Source organism: Agromyces agglutinans (assembly GCF_009647605.1).
GTDB lineage: Bacteria > Actinomycetota > Actinomycetes > Actinomycetales > Microbacteriaceae > Agromyces > Agromyces agglutinans.
Genome location: NZ_WJIF01000006.1, coordinates 53181 through 74484 on the forward strand (window position 1 = coordinate 53181; position 21304 = coordinate 74484).

Here is a 21304-nt window from a genome sequence, read left to right on the forward strand (position 1 = left end):
CGCCGGGGCGCCTCCTCGACCGCCGGGTGTGGATGCCTCAGCCGCGGCCGAAGCGCGGCGCGTGCGACTCGTTCAGGGTGATGTGCACCGCCTGCTGGTCGGTGTAGAAGTCGATCGAGCGGTAGCCGCCCTCGTGGCCGAGGCCCGAGGCCTTGACGCCGCCGAACGGCGTGCGGAGGTCGCGCACGTTGTTCGAGTTGAGCCAGACCATGCCGGCCTCCACAGCCTGCGAGAAGTTGTGGGCGCGCTTGAGGTCGTTCGTCCAGATGTAGGCGGCCAGGCCGTACTTCGTGTCGTTCGCGAGGGCGAGCGCCTCCTCGTCGGAATCGAAGGGCGTGATCGCGACCACCGGACCGAAGATCTCCTCCTGGAAGATGCGGGCGTCGGGCGCGACGTCGGCGAACACGGTGGGCGCGACGTAGTTGCCCCGGTCGAGCCCCTCCGGCCGGCCGCCGCCGGCGACGAGCCGGCCCTCGCCCTTGCCGATCTCGACGTAGGACATGACCTTGTCGTAGTGCTCGGGGTGCACGAGCGCGCCGACCTCGGTCGCCGGATCGTGCGGGTCGCCGACGACGATGTTGCGCGCCCGTTCGGCGTACTGCTCGACGAAGTCGTCGTAGATCGCGCGCTCGACGAGGATGCGGCTGCCGGCGGTGCAGCGCTCGCCGTTCAGCGAGAACACGCCGAAGACCGTCGCATCGAGCGCCGACTCGAGATCGGCGTCGGCGAACACGACGGCCGGGCTCTTGCCGCCGAGTTCCATGGAGAGGCCCTTCAGGAACGGCGCGGCGTTCGCGAAGATGACCTGCCCCGTGCGGCTCTCGCCGGTGAACGAGATGAGCGGCACGTCGGGATGCTTCACGAGCGCGTCGCCCGCCTCCTCGCCGAGCCCGTTGACGAGGTTGAAGACGCCCTGCGGAACGCCGGCCTCCTCGAAGATCGCAGCCCAGAGCGACGCCGACAGCGGCGTGAACTCGGCCGGCTTCAGCACGACCGTGTTGCCGGTCGCGAGCGCGGGCGCGAGCTTCCACGACTCGAGCATGAACGGCGTGTTCCAGGGCGTGATGAGGCCGGCGACGCCGATCGGCTTGCGGTTCACGTAGTTCACCTGTCGACCCGGCACCTTGTAGGTGTCGTCGGACTGGGCGACGATCAGGTCGGCGAAGAAGCGGAAGTTCTCGGCCGCGCGCTGGGCCTGCCCGAGCGCCTGCGTGATGGGCAGGCCCGTGTCGAACGTCTCGAACTCCGCGAGGCGGGCGTCGGACGCCTCGACCAGGTCGGCGATCCGGTGGAGCACGCGCGAGCGCTGGCGCGGCAGCAGCTTGGGCCACGGGCCGTCGGTGAACGCGCGCCGCGCGGCCGCGACGGCGAGGTCGATGTCGGCCCGCTGGCCGGCGGCGGCCTGCACGTACGTCTCGTTGGAGACGGGATCGAGCACGTCGAAGGTCTCGCCGCCGATCGAGTCGACGAAGGCGCCGTCGATGTAGTGGCGGATGCGGTCGGGCAGGCCCTCGGGGATGTGGTGCGTCATGGGATTCCTCACTCGGTGGTCGCGGCGGCGGCGACGGGCGCCGACGGACGGTGTTCGGATTGGTAGGCGAGTACGGCGTCGAGCGTGGCCGTGCGATGCGTGCGGGCGGCGAGTTCGATCTCGAGGGGGTCGGCCCCCTGCTCGATGAGGTCGACGATGCGGGCGTGCTCCTCGACCGAGGCGCGGGCGCGGCCCGGCACGAAGCTGAACGACGAGTCGCGGAGCACGCGCATGCGGTTCCAGCCGCGATGCACGAGATCGAGCACGTGCGGGTTGGGGCAGCCCTCGAACAGCACCGCGTGGAAGTCGAGGTTCAGCTCGGTGAACCGATGCGGGTCGAAGTCGGCGAGGGTCCGGCGCATCCGCTCGTTGATCTCGCGCGCTCGCCGCAGGTGGTCGGCGGTGAGGTACGGCGCCGCGAGCGCGGTCGCATACCCCTCGACGAGCGCGAGCGTCTGCATCGTGTGCAGGTACTCGGTCTCCTTGATCAGCGCGACCTGTGCGCCGACGTTACGTTCGAAGGTCACGAGGCCCTCGGCCTCGAGACGCCGGATCGCCTCGCGCACCGGCACGACCGAGACATCCAGCTCTCCCGCGATCTGCGCGAGCACGAGCCGGTAGCCAGGCACGTAGCGTCCGTCGTCGATGCGCTCGCGGATGAACCGGTACGCGCGCTGCGACTTGCTCTCGACGGTCATCGCATCACCCCTCCCGAGCCGGCCGGGCGACGGATGCCTCGCGCTCGGCCTCGTACCGGGCCCGCCACTGCGCGTTCATGGGGAAGAGCCCGTCGACGGCCTCGCCCTCGGCCACGCGCTCGGCGACCCAGGCATCCGCCTCGTCTTGGGCGACGGCCTCGGCGGCGACCTCGGCGACCAGGTGCGGCGGGATCACGATGACGCCGTCGCCGTCGCCCACGATGACATCGCCCGGCTGCACCGCCGCGCCCCCGCACGCGATGGCGACGTCGGTCTCCCACGGCACGTGTCGGCGGCCGAGCACGCTCGGGTGCGGACCCTGCGAGAACACGGGGATGCCGATCTCGGCGACCGCGTCGAAGTCGCGCACGCCGCCGTCGGTCACGATGCCGGCGGCGCCGCGCACCTTCGCGCGCAGGGCGAGCACGTCGCCGACGGTGCCGGTGCCGCGCTCGCCGCGGGCATCGACGACGAGCACCTCGCCCGCGCCGACCGAGTCGAACGCGCGCTTCTGCGCGTTGTAACCGCCGCCGTGCGAATCGAACAGGTCGGGGCGCGACGGGATGAACCGCAGCGTGCGGGCGCGTCCGACGATGCGGTCGCCGGCATGGTTCGCGAACACGCCCTCGATGAAGACGTCGTGGTAGCCGCGCTTGCGCAGCGCGACCGAGAGGGTGGCGACGGCGGCGCGCGACAGGAGGGCGCGAACCTCGTCGGTGAGCACGGTGTCGGGCGCGCCATCCGCGCTCTCCGTCGGTCGAGTCGGCGCGCCAGCGCCGTATCGAGACCCACCCGCGCCCTCGAGCGGCGAAGCCCGACCGGCCTCGACCGCCGAGGCGTGCTCGGCCTCCGACCCCCACGCCTCGATGCGCTGCAGGTCGTCGGCGGCGGGCTTCGAGCCGAAGTCGCCGAAGGCGACCTCGCCCTGCGTGACCCTGGTGACGAGCCGGCCCGTCGTCGGGCTGCCCGGAGCGCCCGGCGCGTCGACCTCGACCTCGACGACATCGCCGGGCACGACGACCGACGAGCCCGCAGGCGTGCCGGTGAGGATCACGTCGCCCGGCTCGAGCGTGACGTGCTGCGAGAGGTCGGCGACGAGGCGGCCGAACGGGAACAGCAGCGTGTCGGACGTGTCCTCCTGCACGAGCGCGCCGTTGACCCAGGTGCGCACCCGCCAGTCGCCCTCGCCGATGCCGTCGACCGGGATCGCGACGGGACCGAGCGGCGTGAACCCGTCGCCGCCCTTCGAGCGCAGGTTCGAGCCCTTGTCGGCGGCGCGCAGGTCGTACAGGCCGAAGTCGTTCGCCGCGGTCACGGCGGCGACGTGCGACCATCCGGCCTCGGGGGAGACGCGCCTCGCCGGCGTGCCGATGATGATCGCGATCTCGCCCTCGAAGGCCAGCAGTTCGGTGGCGGCGGGGCGTTCGATCGTGCCGCCCGTGCCGGCGAGCGAGCTCTGCGGCTTCAGGAAGTAGCTCGGCTGCGCGGGCGTGCGCCCGCGCTGCGCGGCGCGCGACGGGTAGTTCAAGTGGACGGCGATGATCTTGCCGGGCCGGGCGATGTCGGTCATGGACTCCCTCGTCTCAGATATCTGAAATCATATACGATTACGAGGCGTCGGCCAAGCCGCGATGCCAACCCCGGGTGGTCATGTGCGGGTAGGGGCGCCGGTCAGTAACTGGGCCGGTCGGATGCGTCGCCGCCCGCGGCATCCCCGATGAAGCGGTCGGCGAGCGCCTCGGAGGCGCGCGCGAGCAGCGCGACATCCGCTCCGACGGCGACGAACGACGCACCCGCCTCGAGGTAGCGCTCGGCGTCGGCGGCGACGAACGCGTTCACGCCGACCGGCACGCCGGCCGCGCGGCCGGCCCGGATCGCCGAGAGCACCGCCTCGACGACGTCGGGATGCCCCGGCTGCCCGAGGTGACCCATCGACGCGGCCAGGTCGGCCGGTCCGACGAAGAGCGCGTCGATGCCGTCGACCGCGGCGATCCGGTCGACGTCGGCGACGGCCGCGGCCGACTCGACCTGCACGATGAGGCTGATGGTCGACGGGGCATCCGCCAGGTAGTGCTCGACGCGGTTCCAGCGCGACGCTCGTGCGAGCGACGAGCCGACCCCGCGCACGCCCTCGGGCGGATAGCGCACGGCCCGCACGAGGCCTTCGGCCTGCTCGGCAGAGTCGACCATCGGCACGAGCAGGTTCTGCACGCCGATGTCGAGGTATCGCTTGATGACCACGGTGTCGCCGAACGGCACGCGCACGACCGGCGCGACCGGGTAGGCGGCGACCGCCTGCAGCTGCGCCTGGATGGACTCGAGTCCGTTCGCGGAGTGCTCGGCGTCGATCAGCACCCAGTCGAGGCCGCTGCCGGCGGCGATCTCGGCCACGAGCGGGCTGCCCGAGCACACCCACATGCCGATCAGCGGACGGGCGGATGCCTCGAGCCGAGCGCCGAACGTCGACGGAAGGGTCATTCGAACCGGCATGCGATGCTCCCGAGGTCGCGGTAGTCGGCGTGCACAGTGTCGCCGCGCTCGACCCACATGGGCCGGGTGAACGATCCCGCGAGGACGATCTCGCCCGCGCCGAGCGACTGGTCGTGCTGGGCGAGCTTGTTCGCGAGCCAGGCGACGCCCATCGCGGGGTGGCCGAGCACCGCACCCGCGACGCCCGACTCCTCGATCGTCTCGTTGCGCGAGAGCAGGGCGCCGACCCAGCGGAGGTCGACGTCATCGGCCTTCACCGGTCGCCCGCCGATCACCATCGCGCCCATCGCGGCGTTGTCGCTGATGGTGTCGACGATGGTGCGGCCCTCGAGCTCGATGTGCGAGTTCAGGACCTCGAGCGCGGGCACGACGTAGTCGGTCGCGCGCAGCACGTCGAAGATCGTCGTGCTCGGACCCGTGAGCGGAGCGCCGAGCACGAACGCGAGCTCGACCTCGATGCGCACGTTCGAGAACCGGTCGAAGTCGATCACCGAGCCGGACTCGAAGACCATGTCGTCGAGGATGACCCCGTAGTCGGGCTCGGTGATGCCGGTCGCGACCTGCATGACCTTCGAGGTCAGGCCGATCTTGCGTCCGACGAGGCGGGCGCCCGCGTCCTGGCGGCGCTCGGCCCAGACGCGCTGCACGGCATACGCGTCGTCGACGGTCATGCCCGGGTTGCGAGCGGTCAGCAGCGGCACGGTCGTGCGATCGCGGTCGGCAACGATGAGCTCGTCGGCGATCGCGTCGATGTGGGTCTGGTCGAGCACTCGCGCTCCACTTCGTCGTGTTCGGGGTCTCAGGGGCCAGGCCCCGATCGTATCGGGCCGCGCTGCGGCTGCGGTATCTGAAATCGTATACGAACCGGGCAGTGGGTGGTGGTGAGTGGGTGGGTGGGAGCGGAACAGGTGGGGTCAGCGGTTCACGTTGATGATCTCGTGCTGGTACGGGGCGACGACGGTCGACGAGATGCGGCAGTCGAGCAGCAGGAACCGGCGGGATGCCTCGGGCTCGCGCGTCCACTCGGCGAGCCGTTCGAGGTCGTCGAGCTCGCGCACGACCACGCCCTCGCCGCCCACGGCCGTCGCGAGCGCGGCGAAGTCGGTCACGGGGATGCGCATGGGCTCCTCGGCGATGCCCTTCCGGCCGTAGACGTGCACCTCCGCGCCGTAGGCGGCGTCGTTCCACACCACGGCGACGCCCCGCCCGCCCGCGGTCCGCACCGCGGACTCGAGATCGGCGAGGGCCATGAGCCCGCCCCCGTCGCCCGTCGTCAGCACGATCGTCGACTCGGGTCGCGCGGCCGCGGCGCCGGGCACGCTCGGGAACCCGAGTCCGATCGACTGGTACGCCGTGCCGACCATGATCATCCTGTCGGGCGACGCGACGGGCCAGTACATGTTCGCCCAGCCGATGAAGTGCCCGCCGTCGGAGACGACGACGCGGTCCTCGGGCAGCAGGTCGCCGATGCGGGCCGCGACCGCGCGCGGGTCGAGCAACTCGTCGTCGGCCAACCCGTCGATGCGATCGGGCGCCGGCTGGGCGCGCAGCGCCGCGAGGTCGACCTGCTCGCGCCATCCCGAGGGTTCGGCCCCGATGGCGTCGAGCTCCTCGACGAGGGCATCGGCGACGAGGGCCGCATCGCCGCGCACGAACCCGCCGACGTGGGGATGCGTCGCCGCGGGCGCCGTGTCGACCTGGAACACGCGCGTGCCCGGTGCGAACAACTCGCCGAAGCGCATCGTGAACTGGTTCAGTGACGCGCCGAAGACCACGGCGACGTCAGCCTCGCGCACGAGCGCCATCGCACCCTCGGCGCCGAAACCGCCGGTCACCCCGAGGTCGTACCGCCCGTCGGGAAAGACGCCGCGGCCGAGCGCGGTCGAGGCCGTGACCGCGCCCGTGGCATCCGCGAGCTCGCCGAGTGCCGCGCCCGCGCCGGTGAGCCACGCGCCCCGGCCCGCAAGCAGGAGCGGCCGGCTCGCGGCCGCGAGGGCCTGCGCGATCTCGGCGATCGCACCCGCCGCGAACGGCCCGGCCGGAGACAGCGGCGCGGGCAGGCGGAGCCCGGGTGTCGCCGGCACCTCGCCCGCCTCGAGCGACGCGACGTCGTAGGGGATGGCGAGCACGGCGGGCACCCGGTACGCGAGCGCGTGCTCGACGGCGATCGCGGTCGTGGCCGCGGCATCCGTTCGCCCGACCGTGTACGTGCGGGCGCCGACCGCGGAGGCGAGCGCGATCTGGTCGACATCCCAGGGTCGAGGCCCCGACGTCGGCTCGTCGCCGACGACCAGCACGAGCGGCACGCGCGCCTGCGCGGCCTCGGCGAGCGCCGTCAGGGTGTTGGTGAAGCCCGCGCCGTAGGTCGCGGTCGCCGCGGCGATGCGGTTCGACGCGCGATAGTGGGCGTCGGCCGCGACCACGCCGCCCGCCTCGTGCCGCACGGCGGTGAACGTGGCATCCGTCTCGCGTTCGATGGCATCGAGGAAATACGCGTTGCCGTTGCCCATCACGCCGAAGACGTAGTCGAGGTGGGTGGCGAGCGTGCGGGCGACGTGTGCGGAGACGGTGGGCATGGCGAAGCCTTTCGAGACGGGACGGATGGATTCCGTATGTGTCTCGCGGCCGACGCCGTCGTCGGCGACGCTTCGTGCCCATTTTTCGAGCACCGGCGCAGCGGATGCGCCTGGACGTGACGAGTATAGGCGCGCATGCGGCAGGATCGGAGGGTGAAGACGATTCAGCTGCGCCGGTACACGCTCGTCGACGGGGAGTACGACGCCTTCATGGCGTGGTGGAAGCAGTGGATGCCGCGCGTGCGGCCCGAGGCCGGGTTCGCGATCGAGTTCGCCTACGGCGTGCCCGAATCCAACGAGTTCATCTGGGCGGTCAGCGCCGAAGGCGACCGCGACGCGTTCCTCGCGCTCGAACAGGCCTACATGGCGTCGGATGCCCGCGCCTCGGCGTTCGACGGCGTGCCGCAGCGGGTCGCGAAGTCGGTCATCGGCTTCGTGGACGACGCGGAGGCGTAACCGCTCTGCCGCTGCGGCGGGCGCTGCCGCGGCTGCACGCCGTGCTGTACAGCCGGCTCCCGGCCGCGTCCTCATAGGATCGAGGCATCCCCCGGATTCGAGTTGTGGTCGACGCTGCCCACCCGGCGGCTCGGCCGGAGAGGACCCCCGTGAGTCACGAGTTCATCGCCCGTCGCAGCGACTGGATCGCCCGAGAGGAACTGGCCGAGCGGATGATCCCGCTCATCGGCGGCCTGTACCGCGACCACGGGGTGGTGACCTCGATCCACGGCCGGCGGCTGATCAACCGCTCACCCGTCGACCTCCTGAAGGCGCACCGCTTCGCGCGCCAGGCCGGCGACGTCGAACTCGACCCCGCCGACACGATCCGCATGCTCGAGGCGCTGCGCGAGGTCGCGCCGGCTCCCGCTTCGATCGACCTCGCCCGGCTCGTGCAGCGCCACACGGAGCAGGTCGCGGCCGGCGGGGCATCCGATCTCGTCGCGTTCCTGCGCAGCGAGCTCGCACCCGTGCTCGTCGAGGGCGCTGAGCCCGCGGGCGAGGGAACCGACGTCGTGCTCTACGGCTTCGGCCGCATCGGGCGGCTCCTCGCCCGCATCCTGATCGCGCACACGGGCGGCGGCCAGGGCCTGCGGCTGCGCGCGGTCGTCGTGCGCCGCGGCGGCGAGAACGACCTGCAGAAGCGTGCGAGCCTGCTGCGCCGCGACTCGGTGCACGGACCCTTCCAGGGCACCATCGAGGTCGACGAGGAGCACGACACGATCCTCGCGAACGGCACGCTCATCCAGGTGATCTACTCCGACGACCCGGCTTCGATCGACTACACGGCGTACGGCATCCACGACGCGATCGTCGTCGACAACACCGGCCGCTGGCGCGACGAGGAGGGGCTCGCCCAGCACCTGCGCTCGACCGGGGTCGCCAGGGTGCTCCTGACCGCGCCCGGCAAGGGTGCCATCAAGAACATCGTGCACGGCGTCAACCACGACGCGATCTCGCCCGATGACCGCATCCTCTCGGCCGCGAGCTGCACCACCAACGCGATCACGCCCGTGCTCGGCGCGATCGACGAGGCGTACGGCGTCGTCCGCGGGCACGTTGAGACGGTGCACTCGTTCACGAACGACCAGAACCTGATCGACAACTTCCACAAGGGCGACCGCCGCGGCCGCTCGGCGGTGCTGAACATGGTGATCGCCGAGACGGGCGCCGCGAAGGCGGTCGCCAAGGCGCTCCCGCAGCTCGCCGGACGGCTCACCGGGAGCGCCATCCGCGTTCCCACGCCGGATGTCTCGCTCGCGATCCTGAACCTCCAGCTCGAGCGTCCGACGTCGAAGGAGGCGCTCAACCGGTACCTGCGGCAGGTCTCCCTCACGTCGCCGCTGCGCCAGCAGGTCGACTACATCGAGTCGCCCGAGGTCGTCTCGACCGACTTCGTCGGCTCGAACCGCGCCGGCATCGTCGACGGGCTCGCGACCATCGCCGACGACACCGACGTGGTGCTCTACGTCTGGTACGACAACGAGTACGGGTACTCGTGCCAGGTCGTGCGCGTCATCGAGGCGATGGCCGGCACCCACCCCGTGGTGCTGCCCGAGCGCGAGCCGGTCGCGATCGAGCGGGTACGCGTCGAACCGGTCGGGTCGCCGGTCGCAGGCTGAGACGAGGCGGATGCCGCGAGCCGAGGCCGTCCCGCGGCATCCGGTGATGGGGCGGCGCCCGGTCAGCGCACCCTGATCGCCTCGCTGAGCACCCGCCCCTGGGCGCCCGCGGGGGCGTCGTAGCCGAGCAGTGCCGCGATCGTCGGCGCGACGTCGATGTGGCGCGGGTCGGCCGGCTGCGCGTTCGGGCGGACCCCGGCGCCGGCGAGGATCAGCGGTACCTCCATCTCCGTGGTCGAGCCGTGGCGCCCGGAGATCCCATCCGAGGGCGTGGACCAGGACCAGCCGGGCGCGGGCTCGATGAGGAGCTCGCCGTGCTTCGGGCTCATGTGCATCGCGCGCTGGTCGTGCTTGTCGTAGACGGCCCGGATGTACGGCAGACCCTCGACCGCGGCCGTGATGCGCGCCGCCGCATCCGGATCGTTCGCGGCATCACCGATGAGGTGCACGTCGGCCACGCCGCCCAGCGTCAGCACCACGTCGGTCCCGGCGGCGGGCGCCTGGTTCGCCGAGAGGATCTCCGGCTGGTATCCGGTGGCCGCGATCGCCGCGAGCACCTCTGCGCTGAACCCGTTCGTGAACGAGGTCATGCCGTGGTCGCCGGTGATCACGAACGTGGTCCGACCGTAGACCCCGGCGTCCTTCGCAGCCTGCACGAGGCGGCCGATCTGGGCGTCGATCATCTCCAGCGCCCCGGGAATGCGGGCATCCTCGGCGCCGCCGTCATGCCCGATCGCGTCGAGCGTGTCGCAGTACACCGCCGTCAGGTCGGGGATCTTCGGCACGGTGACCTCCACGCCCCGGCTCAGCACCGGTTTACCGGTCAGCACCGCGACGCCGTCGTCGACGCGTCGCTCGCACGTGCCGCCGGGCTGCGTGTACAGGCCCCCGGGGTCGCCGTAGCTCGTGCCGTGGTCTTGCACGATGAACCACTGCGCGGACGCCACCGTGCCGCCCTGATCGCGAATGGCCTCCGCGATGGTGGGGACCGCGATGTCCCGGCTGGACCCGCGTGCGATACCGGCGGCTTCGTCGAACCAGGAGGAGGTGTTGAGGTGGTGCTCGGGCCACGCTCCCGTCGCGATCGAAGCCCACGAGGGGTTGGTGATGGAGGTCATCACTCCGGTCGAGGTGGTGACGCTCCCGCGCTTCAGCAGGTGCTCGAGGTTCGGCATCGGCGCGCGGCCGAGGTAGTCGATGTCGAATCCGTCGAGTGCGAGGAGCACCACGTGGTCGGCGGGATGGGACGGGGACGCGGTGGCGCTCGCGGCGGTGGCGCCGAAGCAGCCGAACGCGGCGACGGCACCGGCCGAGAACAGCGCGGCAATGGATCTGGATCGGGTCGAACTGCGCAACATTGCTCCTATCTGTGGACGAGCTCTGCATATCTGTGAACGAACTCTGCGGACGAGCGATGGACGGTGCGAACGGCCGATCGGCCGGACGTGACCGACGCTCCCGGTTGCCCGCCGTGCCCGGCAAGCGGCAGTCGTCCGCCTGCAAGGAACCGCACATCCACTCGACGCGGTTGACGGAATGCGTCACCGCGGACTGGCGGTTTCTTGCGCGAAGCGCCGTTCGCGGTGTCGATCCCTCGCAGATCGACGGCGCGACCTTGGCCGAGGGAGCACGGCCCCGATTGGGTGCAGGCAGGCAGGACGTCTGGTGCAGACGACACGACGAGGTGGAGGGAACGCGAGGATGACGCACGGAATGAGTGGAGCTGAGACCGCGGCCGGCATGACGAGGCGGGGATTCCTGACCGTCGGGGCTCTCGGCGTCAGCCTCGGGGCGGTCGGCGCAGGCTGGGGGCCCTGGCCCGGGGCAGCCGTCGGCGCTGCCCGCGCCGACGAGACGGCGCCGCTGCGGTTCGCCGTGTTCACCGACACGCACGCCAACCTCGAGGAGACCGCACGGCTCGAAAACCTCGCCCGGGTGTTCGCCGCCGTCGAGGCGGAGGATCCTGACTTCGTGCTGCACTGCGGCGACATCACCGACGCCGGACGCGAGTCCGACTTCGAGACGTATCGGTCGCTCATCCCGGCGGCCCTGTGGGACCGCATCCGCCACGTCCCGGGCAACCACGAGATCCGGTGGGACATCACCGCGCGCGAACGCTACGAGCGCTGGTTCGGGCCGACAAGCTACAGCTTCGACGTGGGCGGGGTGCACTTCATCGCCCTCGACCCCACCCAGGCGCTGCAGGAGCCCGGGCTCTTCTCCGACGATCTCGCGTGGATCCGCGACGACCTCGCCGCAGCCGGCGACGCGCCGACGATCATGTTCCTGCACTTCCCGCTCGGCGACCGGAACTTCTACGTCAACGACGCCGACGAGTTCCTGCGCACGATCGACCCGTTCCCCGTTCGCGGCATCTTCGCCGGGCACATCCACCGCAACGAGATCACTCGGTTCAACGGGCTGACGCAGGTGGCCGCCATCTCGAGCCGGCTCGGCCCCTTCTACCTGCGCGTCACCGAGCGGCGGGATGCGACGGGGCGGGTGCTCGTGGTCGAGCAGGTCACGCTCGGCGCGACCGACGCCGATCCCGTCGTCGTCGACCCGCTCGCCGAGGTTCCCCTCGACGTCGCACCGGGTGAGGACCTCGGCGAACTCGACCCGAAGGCGAACTCGGTGCGCGACGCGCTCGAGGTGACGGCGCGCCCGGGCGCCGCCGCCGTGCGCGCGGAGGCGCAGGTCTACCCGCAGGGGCTGTTCGGCACCGCGAACGCGGGCGCCTGGACGGCGCTCGAGCCGCGAGGCAGGTCGTGGCATGGCACGCTCGACGCCGCGGCGCTCGCCGCGGGCACGCATCGCGTCCAGGTGCGGGCCTTCGACGAGTCGGGCGCCGCCCGGTACGAGACCGCGACGTTCGAGCGGCATCCCGCGCGCTCGCATGCCGGTGACTGGGAGATCTCCGTCGGCGGCCAACTGCAGGGAGCCCTCGCGGAGGCGGGCGGCACCGTCGTGGCCGGTTCGACCTCGGGCCGCGTCGTCGGCGTCCGCGCCGACGAACCGGGCCGTCCTCGGCCCGCATGGACCGCAGACCTCGGACCGGTCCACCGCGGGGCCGCGTTCTCCACCGACGGGCGCACCGTCTACGTACCGAGCGCCGACCACACGCTCACGGCACTCGACGCTCGGGACGGGCACGTGAGGTGGAGCGTCGATCTCGGCCGACCGGTCATGTCGACCCCGGCCGTGTTCGACCTCGGCGGAGCGGACCGCATCGTGGTCACGGCGGGGAATCGACTGCACAACCTGGATGCCACGGGCGCGATCCTGTGGCGGTCCGAGGTGCCGATCCAGTCGGCCGGCCGGCCCGCGTGCGACGGCCAGCGCATCTATGCGGGCGGCGGTGACGGGCGCGGGCATGCCTACGACGTCGCGACCGGCGCGCACCTCTGGTCGATCCTCACGAACACCCGCGTCGATACCTATCGGCAGCTCATCTACGGCCCGTGGGACGACTGGACGCAGGTGCTGCCGACCGGGGCCGTGCTGTTCAGCACGGTGACCGACGCCATCGCGGTCGCCCCGGCGACCGGTGCCGAGCTGTGGCGGCTCGCAGGCGGGTACCTGCTCGCGCCGGGCCTCGTGCTCGACGAGTCGAACCTCCTCCTTGCGACCGAGTGGGGGCTGGTCGAGCTCGTCGACCCGGCCACCGGCGCCAAGCGGTGGAGCTCGCAGGCCGTGCCGCGGCTCGTGAACACCGGTCCGGTGCGGGACGAGCGGACCGGTGCGCTCTGGCTGGTGGGCACGGGCGGGCTCGTGGTCCGTCTCGACGCGGCGAGCGGCGCCGTGACGGTCGTGCGTCAGCTCTTCACGGCGAACACCTTCTCGCGACCCGTGATCGTCGGCGACACGCTCGTCGTCGCCGCGCAGGACGGCGTGCTGCGCGGCATCCGCATCTAGGTCGCGGGGGCCGCGGCGGCGACGATGCGCCCGGCGCGCTTGACGGACTGCAACGCCACGGCGACATCGGCGTGCTGGAGTCCGGGCAGGCCGCCGATCGTGTCGGAGATGAACGCGTACAGCGCGGCATCCGACTCCAGCGCGACCTCGCCGCAGAGGTTCCGGTCGCCGGTCGTGGCCGAGATCATGAGCACCGACGGATGCTCCGCGATGAGCTCGCCGGCACGGCCGAGCTGCGTGGGATTCACGTTGAGGGAGACGAACGCGCTGACCGGCAGCCCGATGCGCTCGGGCTCCACCACGGTCCGCATCCGCAGCGCGCCCGAGAGCATGAGGCTCTCCGCATGGCGCCGAACCGTCACCGGGCTGGCGTCGCAGAGTTCGGCCAGCCGCTGCCACCCGAGTCGTCCGTCCTGGGCGAGCGCCGCGGCGATGCGCTCGTCGAGCGCATCGGTCGTGGCAGGGCGGTCGGGCAGCGGGTCGTGCCAGGGATCGAGCCGCTGCGCCCGCAGCTGCTCGACGAGCTCATCGGGCAGCAGGGCGGGGAGCCAGCTGTGCGGCGTCGCGAACCGGCGGATCACCTGATTGCTCCACACCGCGAGGACGCCGTCGAGTGCCGGAAGCTGCTCGAGGGTGATCGCGAGCAGGTGCTCGTTGGAGGTGTAGTTGATCTCGGCGACGCATTCGACGCTGCCGGTCAGGAGCTTGACCGACCCGCACTCGGGCCACGCCGCGAGCCGCTCAGCCGAGCGGTGCGCGGCACCCGGGCGGCAACGCAGGCGCACGAACAGCGATCGCGTGCGCCGGGTGGCCTCGCCGTCGAGCACGCCGATCACGCGCACGGTGCCCTGGGCGATCAGGCGCGCCACCCGGCGGGAGACGGTCGCCTCCGAGGTGAAGACGACCTCGCTGATCTGCGCGTTGCTCGCTCGCGGGCTCGCGAGCAGGGCGCCGACGATGCGCCGGTCCAAATCGTCCATGATCTGTTGCCTTGCATTCAATTGAGCGTTCATCTCGGCATGTTTCTTGCAATCCACCCTAGCCTGCCGTCGATCCCACTCGACCGGAGGCAGGATCGCAGGACCGCGAGGTGGTCGCATCCCACCCGGCCGAAGACGGCGCATCGCGCACGACAATGAGGAGTGACGAACATGGCTCATCTGCCCAGGCCGCGCATCGCGGCATCCATCGCGGCGGTCGCCGCCATCGCCCTGCTCGCCGGCTGCACCGCCGAGTCGGAGCCGCGGGAGACCGACGCGGCGGGTCAGTCGGTCACGTTCTGGACGCCCCAGACCACGCCGGAGCGCCTCGCGGCGCAGGAGGCCGTCGCCGCCGCGTTCACGGAGGAGACCGGCATCGAGGTCGAGGTCGTGCCCATGGCCGGAGCCGACCAGGACCAGGCGCTGGTGACCGGCGCGGCGTCAGGCGACGTCCCCGACGTGATCCTGCACGCGTCGTCCCAGACGGGCGCCTGGAACTCGCAGGGCCTGCTCGACACCGAGGCCGCGGCCGCCACCGTCGACGCGCTCGGCACCGACACGTTCAATGAGCGGGCGCTCGAGGCCGTCACGCTCGAGGGCCAGGTCGCGGCGGTCCCGAGCGATGGCTGGACGCACGTCATCGCGTATCGCGCCGACCTGCTCGAGCAGGCCGGCGTCGACGTCCCGGCGAGCGTGGCCGACCTCGCGGAGGCCGCCACGACGGTCAAGGAGAAGCTCGGCATCACGGGCCTCGCCTTCGGCACGCAGGCCGGCACCGCGTCGGCCACCGAGGGCATCCAGTCCATCTTCCAGAGCGCCGGCTGCGAGCTCGTCACCGACGGCGAGGTCACGATCGACTCCGACGAGTGCACCGAGGCGGCCGAGCACTTCCTCGAGCTGCGCAACTCGTCCGTCGCGGGCGACTTCGACGTGACGAGCGCTCGGGCCGCCTACATGAACGGCGACGCCGCGATGCTGCTCTTCTCCACGCACATCCTCGATGAGCTCGCAGGGCTCGACCCCGCGAACCCGGCCACGTGCCCCGAGTGCGCGAGTTCGCCGACCTTCCTCTCCGACAACACCGAGTTCGTGACCGTCCTGAACGAGGACGACCCCGCCCAGTACGGCGCGGTCCTCAGCTACGGCATCCCCACCGGGGCCAACGTCGAGGCCGCCCAGCAGTACATCGAGTACGTGCTCGGCACCGGCTACGTCGACACCCTCGCCTCCGCGACCGAGGGCCGGATTCCGCTGCGCAACGGCACGGCGGACAACCCGAGCGAGTTCCTCGACGCCTGGGGTGAACTGGGCATCGGCCCGGCGCACGAGAAGACCTCAGCCGAACTGTACGGCGACGAGTTCGTCTCGGGCATGGCCGACGGCATCAACGCCGTGTACCTCTGGGGCATGGGCAGCGACGACGCCGAGCTCGCGGGTCTCGTCTCCAGCCAGGGCATCCTCGCCGGGCAGATCGAACAGCTCTACAACGGCACCAGCCCCGCCGACGTGACCGCTTCGATGAAGCAGGCCGTCGAGGAGGTCCAGGCCGGCCTGTGACGACCGCAAGCCACCGCACGTCCCGCCGGGAGCGGCACACCACCCGCTCCCGGCGGGACAACCGCAACGGACTCATCCTCACCGCGCCGACGCTCGTCGTCGTCCTACTCGCCTCGATCCTGCCGCTCCTGCTCGTCATCGTCTTCGCGTTCAGCGAGATCCGGCTCGTCGACATCCCGCGCCTCGGCACGGAGCCCATCGACTGGACGCTCGACAACTTCCGGCGGGCGCTCGCGAACCCGTCGTTCTGGCAGGCGCTCGGCACCACGCTGCTCTACTCGACCCTGACCATGGTGGGCTCGGTGGGTGTCGGGCTCGTGCTCGCGCTGGCGCTGCGTCGCCCGTTCCGGGGCCGGGGCATCGTCCGGGCGCTGCTGCTCGTGCCCTACGTCCTGCCGATCATCGCCGCCGTCACCATCTGGCAGACGATGCTCAACCCGCAGTACGGCATCGTCAACGCGTTCGGCCGCGAGTTCCTCGGGTGGGAGTCGGCGGTCGGGTTCCTCAACACCACGACGACCGAGGTGTGGGGTGTTCCCATCCCGCTGTCGCTGCTGGTCGTCGTGCTGTTCGAGATCTGGACCTCGGCGCCGCTGTCCTTCCTGTTCATCACCGCGCGCCTGCAGGGCGTGACGCCGAGCATCGAGGAGGCCGCAGCCCTCGACGGCGCCAACGGCTTCCAGATCACGACGAGGATCGTGATGCCGCAGCTCATGGGCGTGATCCTGCTGCTGTGCCTCCTGCGATTCATCTGGACCTTCCAGAGCTTCAACGAGATCTACCTGCTCACCGAGGGGGCCGGCGGCACCCAGGTGATGGCGCTCAAGGTGTACACCGAACTCGTCACGCGAGCCGACATCGGCAGCGCGGCCGCCTACGGCCTGCTCATGTCCGTCGTGCTCGTCGCCCTGCTCGCGGTGTACGTGGCCGCCTCTCGCCGGAAGGTGGACGTCGAATGACCCGCAGGCGCTCCCCGCTCGCCCCCCGACCCGCCGCGCAGGTCGGCCGGTTCGTGCTGATCGCCGTCGCGCTCGTGATCGCGATCGGCCCCGTTCTGTACGGGTTCCTGCTCTCCCTCCGCCCGTACTCGGCCGTCGTGCAGAACCCGCTCGACGTCTGGCCGGCCCTCGGCGAACTGGACTTCTCGGGCTACACCAGCGCGATGCTCGACGAGTCGCAGGGCGGGTTCGGCCTCGGCCGATTCGTGCTGAACTCGCTGCTCGTCGCGCTCGGCACGGTCGTGCTCTCGATCGTCGTGTCGATCCTCGGCGCGTACGCCGCGGCGCGGCTGCGGTACCGGGGCCGCGGCATGGTGAACGGGATCATCCTCGGCATCTACCTGTTCCCGGGCATCGTGCTCTCCGTGCCCCTCTTCGTACTGCTCGCGAGGGCGGGGCTCACCGGCTCGCTCGTCGGCCTCTTCTTCGTGTACGTCGCCGCGACCGTTCCGGTCGCCATCTACATGATGCGCAACTACTTCCTCGCGCTCCCCGAGAGCGTCGAGGAGGCGGCCATCATCGACGGCGCGTCCCTGCCGCGGATGCTGCGGAGTGTCGTGCTGCCGATCGCGCTGCCGGGCGTGGTCGCGACGGCCATCTACGTGTTCATGATCGCCTGGAACGAGTACTTCTACGCCCTGCTGTTCCTCGTCCAGGACCGGTCGCTGTGGACGGCGCCGCTCGGCATCGCCCAGTTGGCCGACTTCAACGTGCCGGTGACCGTGCTGCTGGCCGGATCGATCGCGATCACCATCCCGGTGATCCTGCTGTTCTTCCTCGCCCAGCGCTACCTCGTCGACGGCCTCACCGCGGGAGCGGAGAAGTGAGCACCACCATGCAACGCATCGCGATCATCGGAGCGGGCGGCCGCGGCCGCGACGCCTACGGGCGCTGGGCGATCGAGCACCCCGACGAGGCGCGCGTCGTCGCGGTCGCCGACGTCGACCCCGTGCGCCGCGGCGCGCTGGCGCAGGCGGCCGGAGGAGCGGCGGAGTACGGCGACTGGACGGAGCTCGTCGCCGACCTCGGCGACCTCGCGATCGACGGCGTGGTCATCGCCGTGCCCGACGCGCTGCACGTCGACGTCGCCATCTCCGTGGCGGACCACGGCGTGCCGTTCCTCCTCGAGAAGCCCGCCGCGCCGACGCTCGCCGAGCTCGAACGGCTCGCGACCCACGCCGGGAAGGTCGCCGCGCGGCTGGCCATCGGCCACGTGCTGCGCTTCACGCCGTTCTGGCGAACGGTCAAGCGCATCGTCGACTCCGGCGCGATCGGCCGGCTGATGACGATCGAGGTGCGCGAGAACATCGGGTTCTGGCACTTCGCCCACTCGTACGTGCGGGGCAACTGGCGCCGGACCGACCTGTCGAGCGCGATGGTGCTCGCGAAGACCTCGCACGACCTCGACCTCATCCGATGGATCGCGGGCAGCGCGCCCGAGACGATCTACAGCATCGGCGAGCTCTCGTGGTTCCGGCCCGAGAACGCGCCCAAGGGCGCGCCCGAGTTCTGCCTCGACGGGTGCCCGGCGGCCGACCGGTGCCCGTTCTTCGCGCCGCGCTACTACGTCGACGCGCTCGCCGACGTGCACGGGCATCCCGTGCATCTGCTCGGCGACGACACGTCGATCGCCGGGCGCCTCGAATCGCTGCGGACGGGCGATTACGGCCGCTGCGTGTACCGCAGCGACAACGACGTCGCCGACCACCAGCAGACCGCGATCGCCTTCCCGGGCGGGCTCACGGCGACGCTCACCGCATCCGCATTCACGGCCGAGAACACGCGCAACGTCGCGATCACGGGCTCGGAGGGCCAGCTCACGGGCCACATGGAGAGCGGCGAGCTCGTCGTCGACCTGTTCTCGCCGCTCGCGAGGCTGCCCGAGGGCCTGCCGATCGCCGAGCACGAGGAGTCCGCGAAGCCGCCCATGGGGCACGCTCGCCACCGCATCCGAGTGGCCATGCCGAGCGAGGACCTCGGCGACCACGCCGGCCACGCCGGCGGCGACGCCGGACTCATGGCCGAGTTCGTCGCCGCGCTCGGCCGCGGCACGGTCGGCACCGGCGAACTGTCGTTCGCCACCGCACTCGACAGCCACCTCATGGCGTTCGCCGCCGAGGAGTCCCGGCTGACCGGCAGTCGCGTCGACTTCGCCGAGTGGGTCGACGGCCTGGATGTCCCGCACCCGGCCCACGCCGTCACCGAGGCCGACGCGTGACCGGAACCCCGGGATTCGCCGAAGCCGTGCTCGGCGTCGTCGCGCGCACCGGCGGCGACGCCGCGCGCGTGCGGGTCGAGCATACGGAGGCTGCGTCCGGCGAGGCCGCGGCCGGGGGCTTCGAGGCATCCGGTGGCCGGCTCACGCTCCGCGGCACCGACGCGGTCGCCGCCGCGAGCGCGTACGCCCGGTACCTGCACGCGAACGGCCGCCGCATCACGTGGGAGTCGCCGCGACTCGAGCCGCCGTTCGAGAGCTGGCCGGATGCCCCGCCCACGCCGATCGGCACGCCGTTCGCGATCCGCTACCACCTGAACGTCGTCACCCACGGCTACTCGACGCCGTACTGGCCGTGGGAGCGCTGGGAGCGCGAGCTCGACTGGATGGCGCTGCACGGCGTCACCCACCCGCTCGTGCTCACCGCCTACGAGGTCGTGCTCGAGGAGACCCTTCGCCGCTCGGACGTGCCCGGGTCGGAGGCCCGCGCCTGGGTGGGCGGCGCACCGCACGTGCCCTGGATGTCGATGGGCGGCATGCACGACTTCGGCGGGCCCTTGCCGGCGAGCTGGGGCGAGCGCCGGGTGGATCTCGCACGCCGGATCCTGGCCCGCGCCCGCGAGCTCGGCATGACCCCGGTCCTGCCGCTCACCGGCGGGCACGTGCCGCGCAGCCTCGCCGGGCCGGAAGCCCCCGAGATCGAGTGGCAGGGCTGGCGCACGCCCGCCCTCGAGCCGTCGTCGCCGGCCTACGCGGAACTCGTCCGCACCTTCGTCGGCGTGCAGCGCGAGCTCCTCGGCGATCCCGGACCCCGCCCCGTCTACGCGGTCGACCCCTACATCGAGTCCCTGCCGCCGTCGGGCGACCTCGCCGCGCTCGCCGCGGCCGGCGGTGGCGTGCATCGCGCGATCGCCGCCGTCGCCCCGGACGCCACGTGGCTGCTGCAGGGCTGGCCGTTCCACTACCACCGCGCGTTCTGGACGCCCGAGCGCATCGCCGCCTACCTGTCGGAGGTGCCGTTCGAGTCCCTGCTGCTGATCGACCTGTGGGGCGAGCACGCGCCGATGTGGCGGGGCGGCATGCATGGGCGACGGTGGCTCTGGACCGCCGTGCACAACTTCGGCGGCCGGTTCGCCCTGTTCGGCGACCTCGACGGGCTCGCTCGCGACGTCGGCGAGCTCATCGCGGAACGTCCCGAGCGGCTCGAGGGCATCGGCCTCGCGCCTGAGGCGATCGAGAACAACACCGTGTACTACGAGGCGGCCACCGACCTCGTGTGGGGCCCGATCGAGCCGCGCGCCTGGGTCGACGACTTCGCCGTGCAGCGCTACGGCCTGGACGACGAGCACGCGCGCCGGGCCTGGCGCCTCCTCGCCGAGACCCTCTACGCGCCCGGTCGCACGCGCTCCATCCCGTCGCCCGTGATCGCCCGCCCGTGGGATGCCTCCGCGCCGTTCGCCGCGCAGCGCCTCGCCGGCGAGGCATTGCCCGAGCCGGTGCGCATGTCGGCCAACGTCGACGCCGAGAACGACCCCGCGGTGCTCGGCGACCTGCCCCGCATCGCCCGAGCCGTGCGGGAGCTCGCCGCGATCGCCGACCGGGTGCCGATGCGACGAGTGCTCGAGCACGACGTCGTCGAACTCACCGGACACGTGCTCGCCCAGCAGACGCGCAGGCACATCAGGGGCATCCTCGCCGCGTCCGCCGAGGGCGAGGCCGCCGGCGTGCGCGAGCACCTGGACCGGCTGCTGGCCGATCTGCTGGCGCTCGACGAGCTCGCCGCCACGATGCCCGCGTCGCGCGTGACGACCTGGCTCGACGCGGCTCGCGCCTGGGCCGAGACGCTCGACGAGGCCGCAGTCATGGAGCGCGACGCCCGCAGCCTCGTCTCGGTCTGGGGGCACCAGACGAGCGGCCTCCACGACTACTCGGGGCGGCACTGGGCCGGGCTCGTCCGCGGGCTCTACCTGCCTCGGTGGCAGGCCTGGGGCGAATGGCTGGCCGACGCGGCATCCCGTGGCGCGGACCCCGACGTCGCGACGCTGCGCGCGCGAATCGTCGCGATCGAGGAGGGCTGGCGGAACGGGGCGGATGCCTCGGGCGGCGAGGCATCCGACCGGAATGCCGACACGGCCCACGCCGCCGGGCCGCAGCCCGCCGACGCGACCCGCCGCGATCCCGTGGAGGCCGCGCTCGAGATCCTGACCGGCCTGGGGCGCTGATCGGG

16 protein-coding genes are annotated in these 21304 nt (G+C 71.8%); 8 read left to right on the forward strand and 8 right to left on the reverse strand.

Annotated features, from left to right (window positions below; all coding sequences use genetic code 11):
• Positions 1-37: 37 nt before the first annotated feature.
• The 6 genes from hpaE to GE115_RS11425 form a co-directional block, all read right to left on the reverse strand.
• The gene (gene hpaE, locus GE115_RS11400) at positions 38-1531 is read right to left on the reverse strand and encodes a 5-carboxymethyl-2-hydroxymuconate semialdehyde dehydrogenase (protein ID WP_153684923.1); all 1494 of its coding nucleotides are present in this window, start codon (positions 1529-1531) and stop codon (positions 38-40) included.
• Between the two features lie 8 nt (positions 1532-1539).
• Positions 1540-2229 (reverse strand): GntR family transcriptional regulator, encoded by a 690-nt coding sequence (locus GE115_RS11405; protein ID WP_153684924.1) that lies wholly within the window; start codon positions 2227-2229, stop codon positions 1540-1542.
• A 4-nt stretch (positions 2230-2233) separates the two neighbouring features.
• Positions 2234-3799 carry a fumarylacetoacetate hydrolase family protein gene (locus GE115_RS11410; protein ID WP_153684925.1) on the reverse strand — a complete coding sequence of 522 codons (1566 nt, stop codon included), beginning with the start codon at positions 3797-3799 and terminating at the stop codon, positions 2234-2236.
• Between the two features lie 101 nt (positions 3800-3900).
• Complete coding sequence (locus tag GE115_RS11415) at positions 3901-4719, reverse strand: HpcH/HpaI aldolase family protein (protein WP_153684926.1); 819 nt, start codon at positions 4717-4719, stop codon at positions 3901-3903.
• Entirely contained in the window at positions 4704-5489 is a 786-nt protein-coding gene (hpaH, locus tag GE115_RS11420) for a 2-oxo-hept-4-ene-1,7-dioate hydratase (RefSeq protein WP_312855095.1), read from the reverse strand. Before hpaH ends, GE115_RS11415 begins: the two co-directional genes overlap by 16 nt.
• A 144-nt stretch (positions 5490-5633) precedes the next feature.
• Positions 5634-7295 (reverse strand): thiamine pyrophosphate-binding protein, encoded by a 1662-nt coding sequence (locus tag GE115_RS11425; protein WP_153684928.1) that lies wholly within the window; start codon positions 7293-7295, stop codon positions 5634-5636.
• A gap of 153 nt (positions 7296-7448) precedes the next feature.
• On the opposite strand from GE115_RS11425, the gene GE115_RS11430 reads away from it, so the two are divergent.
• Complete coding sequence (locus GE115_RS11430; RefSeq protein ID WP_312855096.1) at positions 7449-7751, forward strand: hypothetical protein; 303 nt, start codon at positions 7449-7451, stop codon at positions 7749-7751.
• 212 nt (positions 7752-7963) lie between these two features.
• Positions 7964-9412 (forward strand): glyceraldehyde-3-phosphate dehydrogenase, encoded by a 1449-nt coding sequence (locus tag GE115_RS11435; RefSeq protein WP_153685059.1) that lies wholly within the window; start codon positions 7964-7966, stop codon positions 9410-9412.
• Positions 9413-9474: 62 nt separating this feature from the next.
• Here GE115_RS11435 and GE115_RS11440 read toward each other — a convergent pair whose 3' ends face one another.
• The gene (locus GE115_RS11440) at positions 9475-10770 is read right to left on the reverse strand and encodes an alkaline phosphatase family protein (RefSeq protein WP_153684930.1); all 1296 of its coding nucleotides are present in this window, start codon (positions 10768-10770) and stop codon (positions 9475-9477) included.
• Between the two features lie 355 nt (positions 10771-11125).
• On the opposite strand from GE115_RS11440, the gene GE115_RS11445 reads away from it, so the two are divergent.
• Positions 11126-13327, forward strand: coding sequence for an outer membrane protein assembly factor BamB family protein (locus tag GE115_RS11445; protein WP_172979864.1), 2202 nt, complete (start codon positions 11126-11128; stop codon positions 13325-13327).
• On the opposite strand, the gene GE115_RS11450 is transcribed toward GE115_RS11445, so the two are convergent.
• Complete coding sequence (locus GE115_RS11450; RefSeq protein WP_172979866.1) at positions 13324-14307, reverse strand: Lrp/AsnC family transcriptional regulator; 984 nt, start codon at positions 14305-14307, stop codon at positions 13324-13326. The genes GE115_RS11445 and GE115_RS11450 overlap by 4 nt on opposite strands.
• A gap of 171 nt (positions 14308-14478) precedes the next feature.
• Here GE115_RS11450 and GE115_RS18890 point away from each other — a divergent pair, with 171 nt between their 5' ends.
• The 5 genes from GE115_RS18890 to GE115_RS11475 are packed head-to-tail and all read left to right on the forward strand — an operon-like array spanning position 14479 to position 21299.
• Positions 14479-15864: an ABC transporter substrate-binding protein gene (locus tag GE115_RS18890; protein WP_153684933.1), complete on the forward strand. Its 1386-nt coding sequence runs from the start codon at positions 14479-14481 to the stop codon at positions 15862-15864.
• Positions 15861-16823, forward strand: a complete 963-nt coding sequence (locus GE115_RS18895) for a carbohydrate ABC transporter permease (RefSeq protein ID WP_312855098.1) — start codon at positions 15861-15863, stop codon at positions 16821-16823. Before GE115_RS18890 ends, GE115_RS18895 begins: the two co-directional genes overlap by 4 nt.
• Complete coding sequence (locus GE115_RS11465) at positions 16820-17689, forward strand: carbohydrate ABC transporter permease (protein ID WP_153684935.1); 870 nt, start codon at positions 16820-16822, stop codon at positions 17687-17689. The genes GE115_RS18895 and GE115_RS11465 overlap by 4 nt, the downstream gene beginning before the upstream one ends.
• Positions 17686-19080, forward strand: coding sequence for a Gfo/Idh/MocA family protein (locus GE115_RS11470; protein WP_312855099.1), 1395 nt, complete (start codon positions 17686-17688; stop codon positions 19078-19080). The genes GE115_RS11465 and GE115_RS11470 overlap by 4 nt, the downstream gene beginning before the upstream one ends.
• Positions 19077-21299 carry an alpha-N-acetylglucosaminidase TIM-barrel domain-containing protein gene (locus GE115_RS11475; RefSeq protein ID WP_153684936.1) on the forward strand — a complete coding sequence of 741 codons (2223 nt, stop codon included), beginning with the start codon at positions 19077-19079 and terminating at the stop codon, positions 21297-21299. The genes GE115_RS11470 and GE115_RS11475 overlap by 4 nt, the downstream gene beginning before the upstream one ends.
• The last annotated feature ends 5 nt before the right edge of the window (positions 21300-21304 follow it).

Coding starts and splice junctions, on each gene's coding strand:
- GE115_RS11405 (WP_153684924.1), bottom strand. CDS start 2,229: ATGACCGTCGAGAGCAAGTCGCAGCGCGCGTACCGGTTCATCCGCGAG.
- GE115_RS11440 (WP_153684930.1), bottom strand. CDS start 10,770: ATGTTGCGCAGTTCGACCCGATCCAGATCCATTGCCGCGCTGTTCTCG.
- GE115_RS11410 (WP_153684925.1), bottom strand. CDS start 3,799: ATGACCGACATCGCCCGGCCCGGCAAGATCATCGCCGTCCACTTGAAC.
- GE115_RS11465 (WP_153684935.1), top strand. CDS start 16,820: ATGACCCGCAGGCGCTCCCCGCTCGCCCCCCGACCCGCCGCGCAGGTC.
- hpaE (WP_153684923.1), bottom strand. CDS start 1,531: ATGACGCACCACATCCCCGAGGGCCTGCCCGACCGCATCCGCCACTAC.
- GE115_RS18890 (WP_153684933.1), top strand. CDS start 14,479: ATGGCTCATCTGCCCAGGCCGCGCATCGCGGCATCCATCGCGGCGGTC.
- GE115_RS11450 (WP_172979866.1), bottom strand. CDS start 14,307: ATGGACGATTTGGACCGGCGCATCGTCGGCGCCCTGCTCGCGAGCCCG.
- GE115_RS11425 (WP_153684928.1), bottom strand. CDS start 7,295: ATGCCCACCGTCTCCGCACACGTCGCCCGCACGCTCGCCACCCACCTC.
- GE115_RS11445 (WP_172979864.1), top strand. CDS start 11,126: ATGAGTGGAGCTGAGACCGCGGCCGGCATGACGAGGCGGGGATTCCTG.
- GE115_RS11415 (WP_153684926.1), bottom strand. CDS start 4,719: ATGCCGGTTCGAATGACCCTTCCGTCGACGTTCGGCGCTCGGCTCGAG.
- GE115_RS11435 (WP_153685059.1), top strand. CDS start 7,964: ATGATCCCGCTCATCGGCGGCCTGTACCGCGACCACGGGGTGGTGACC.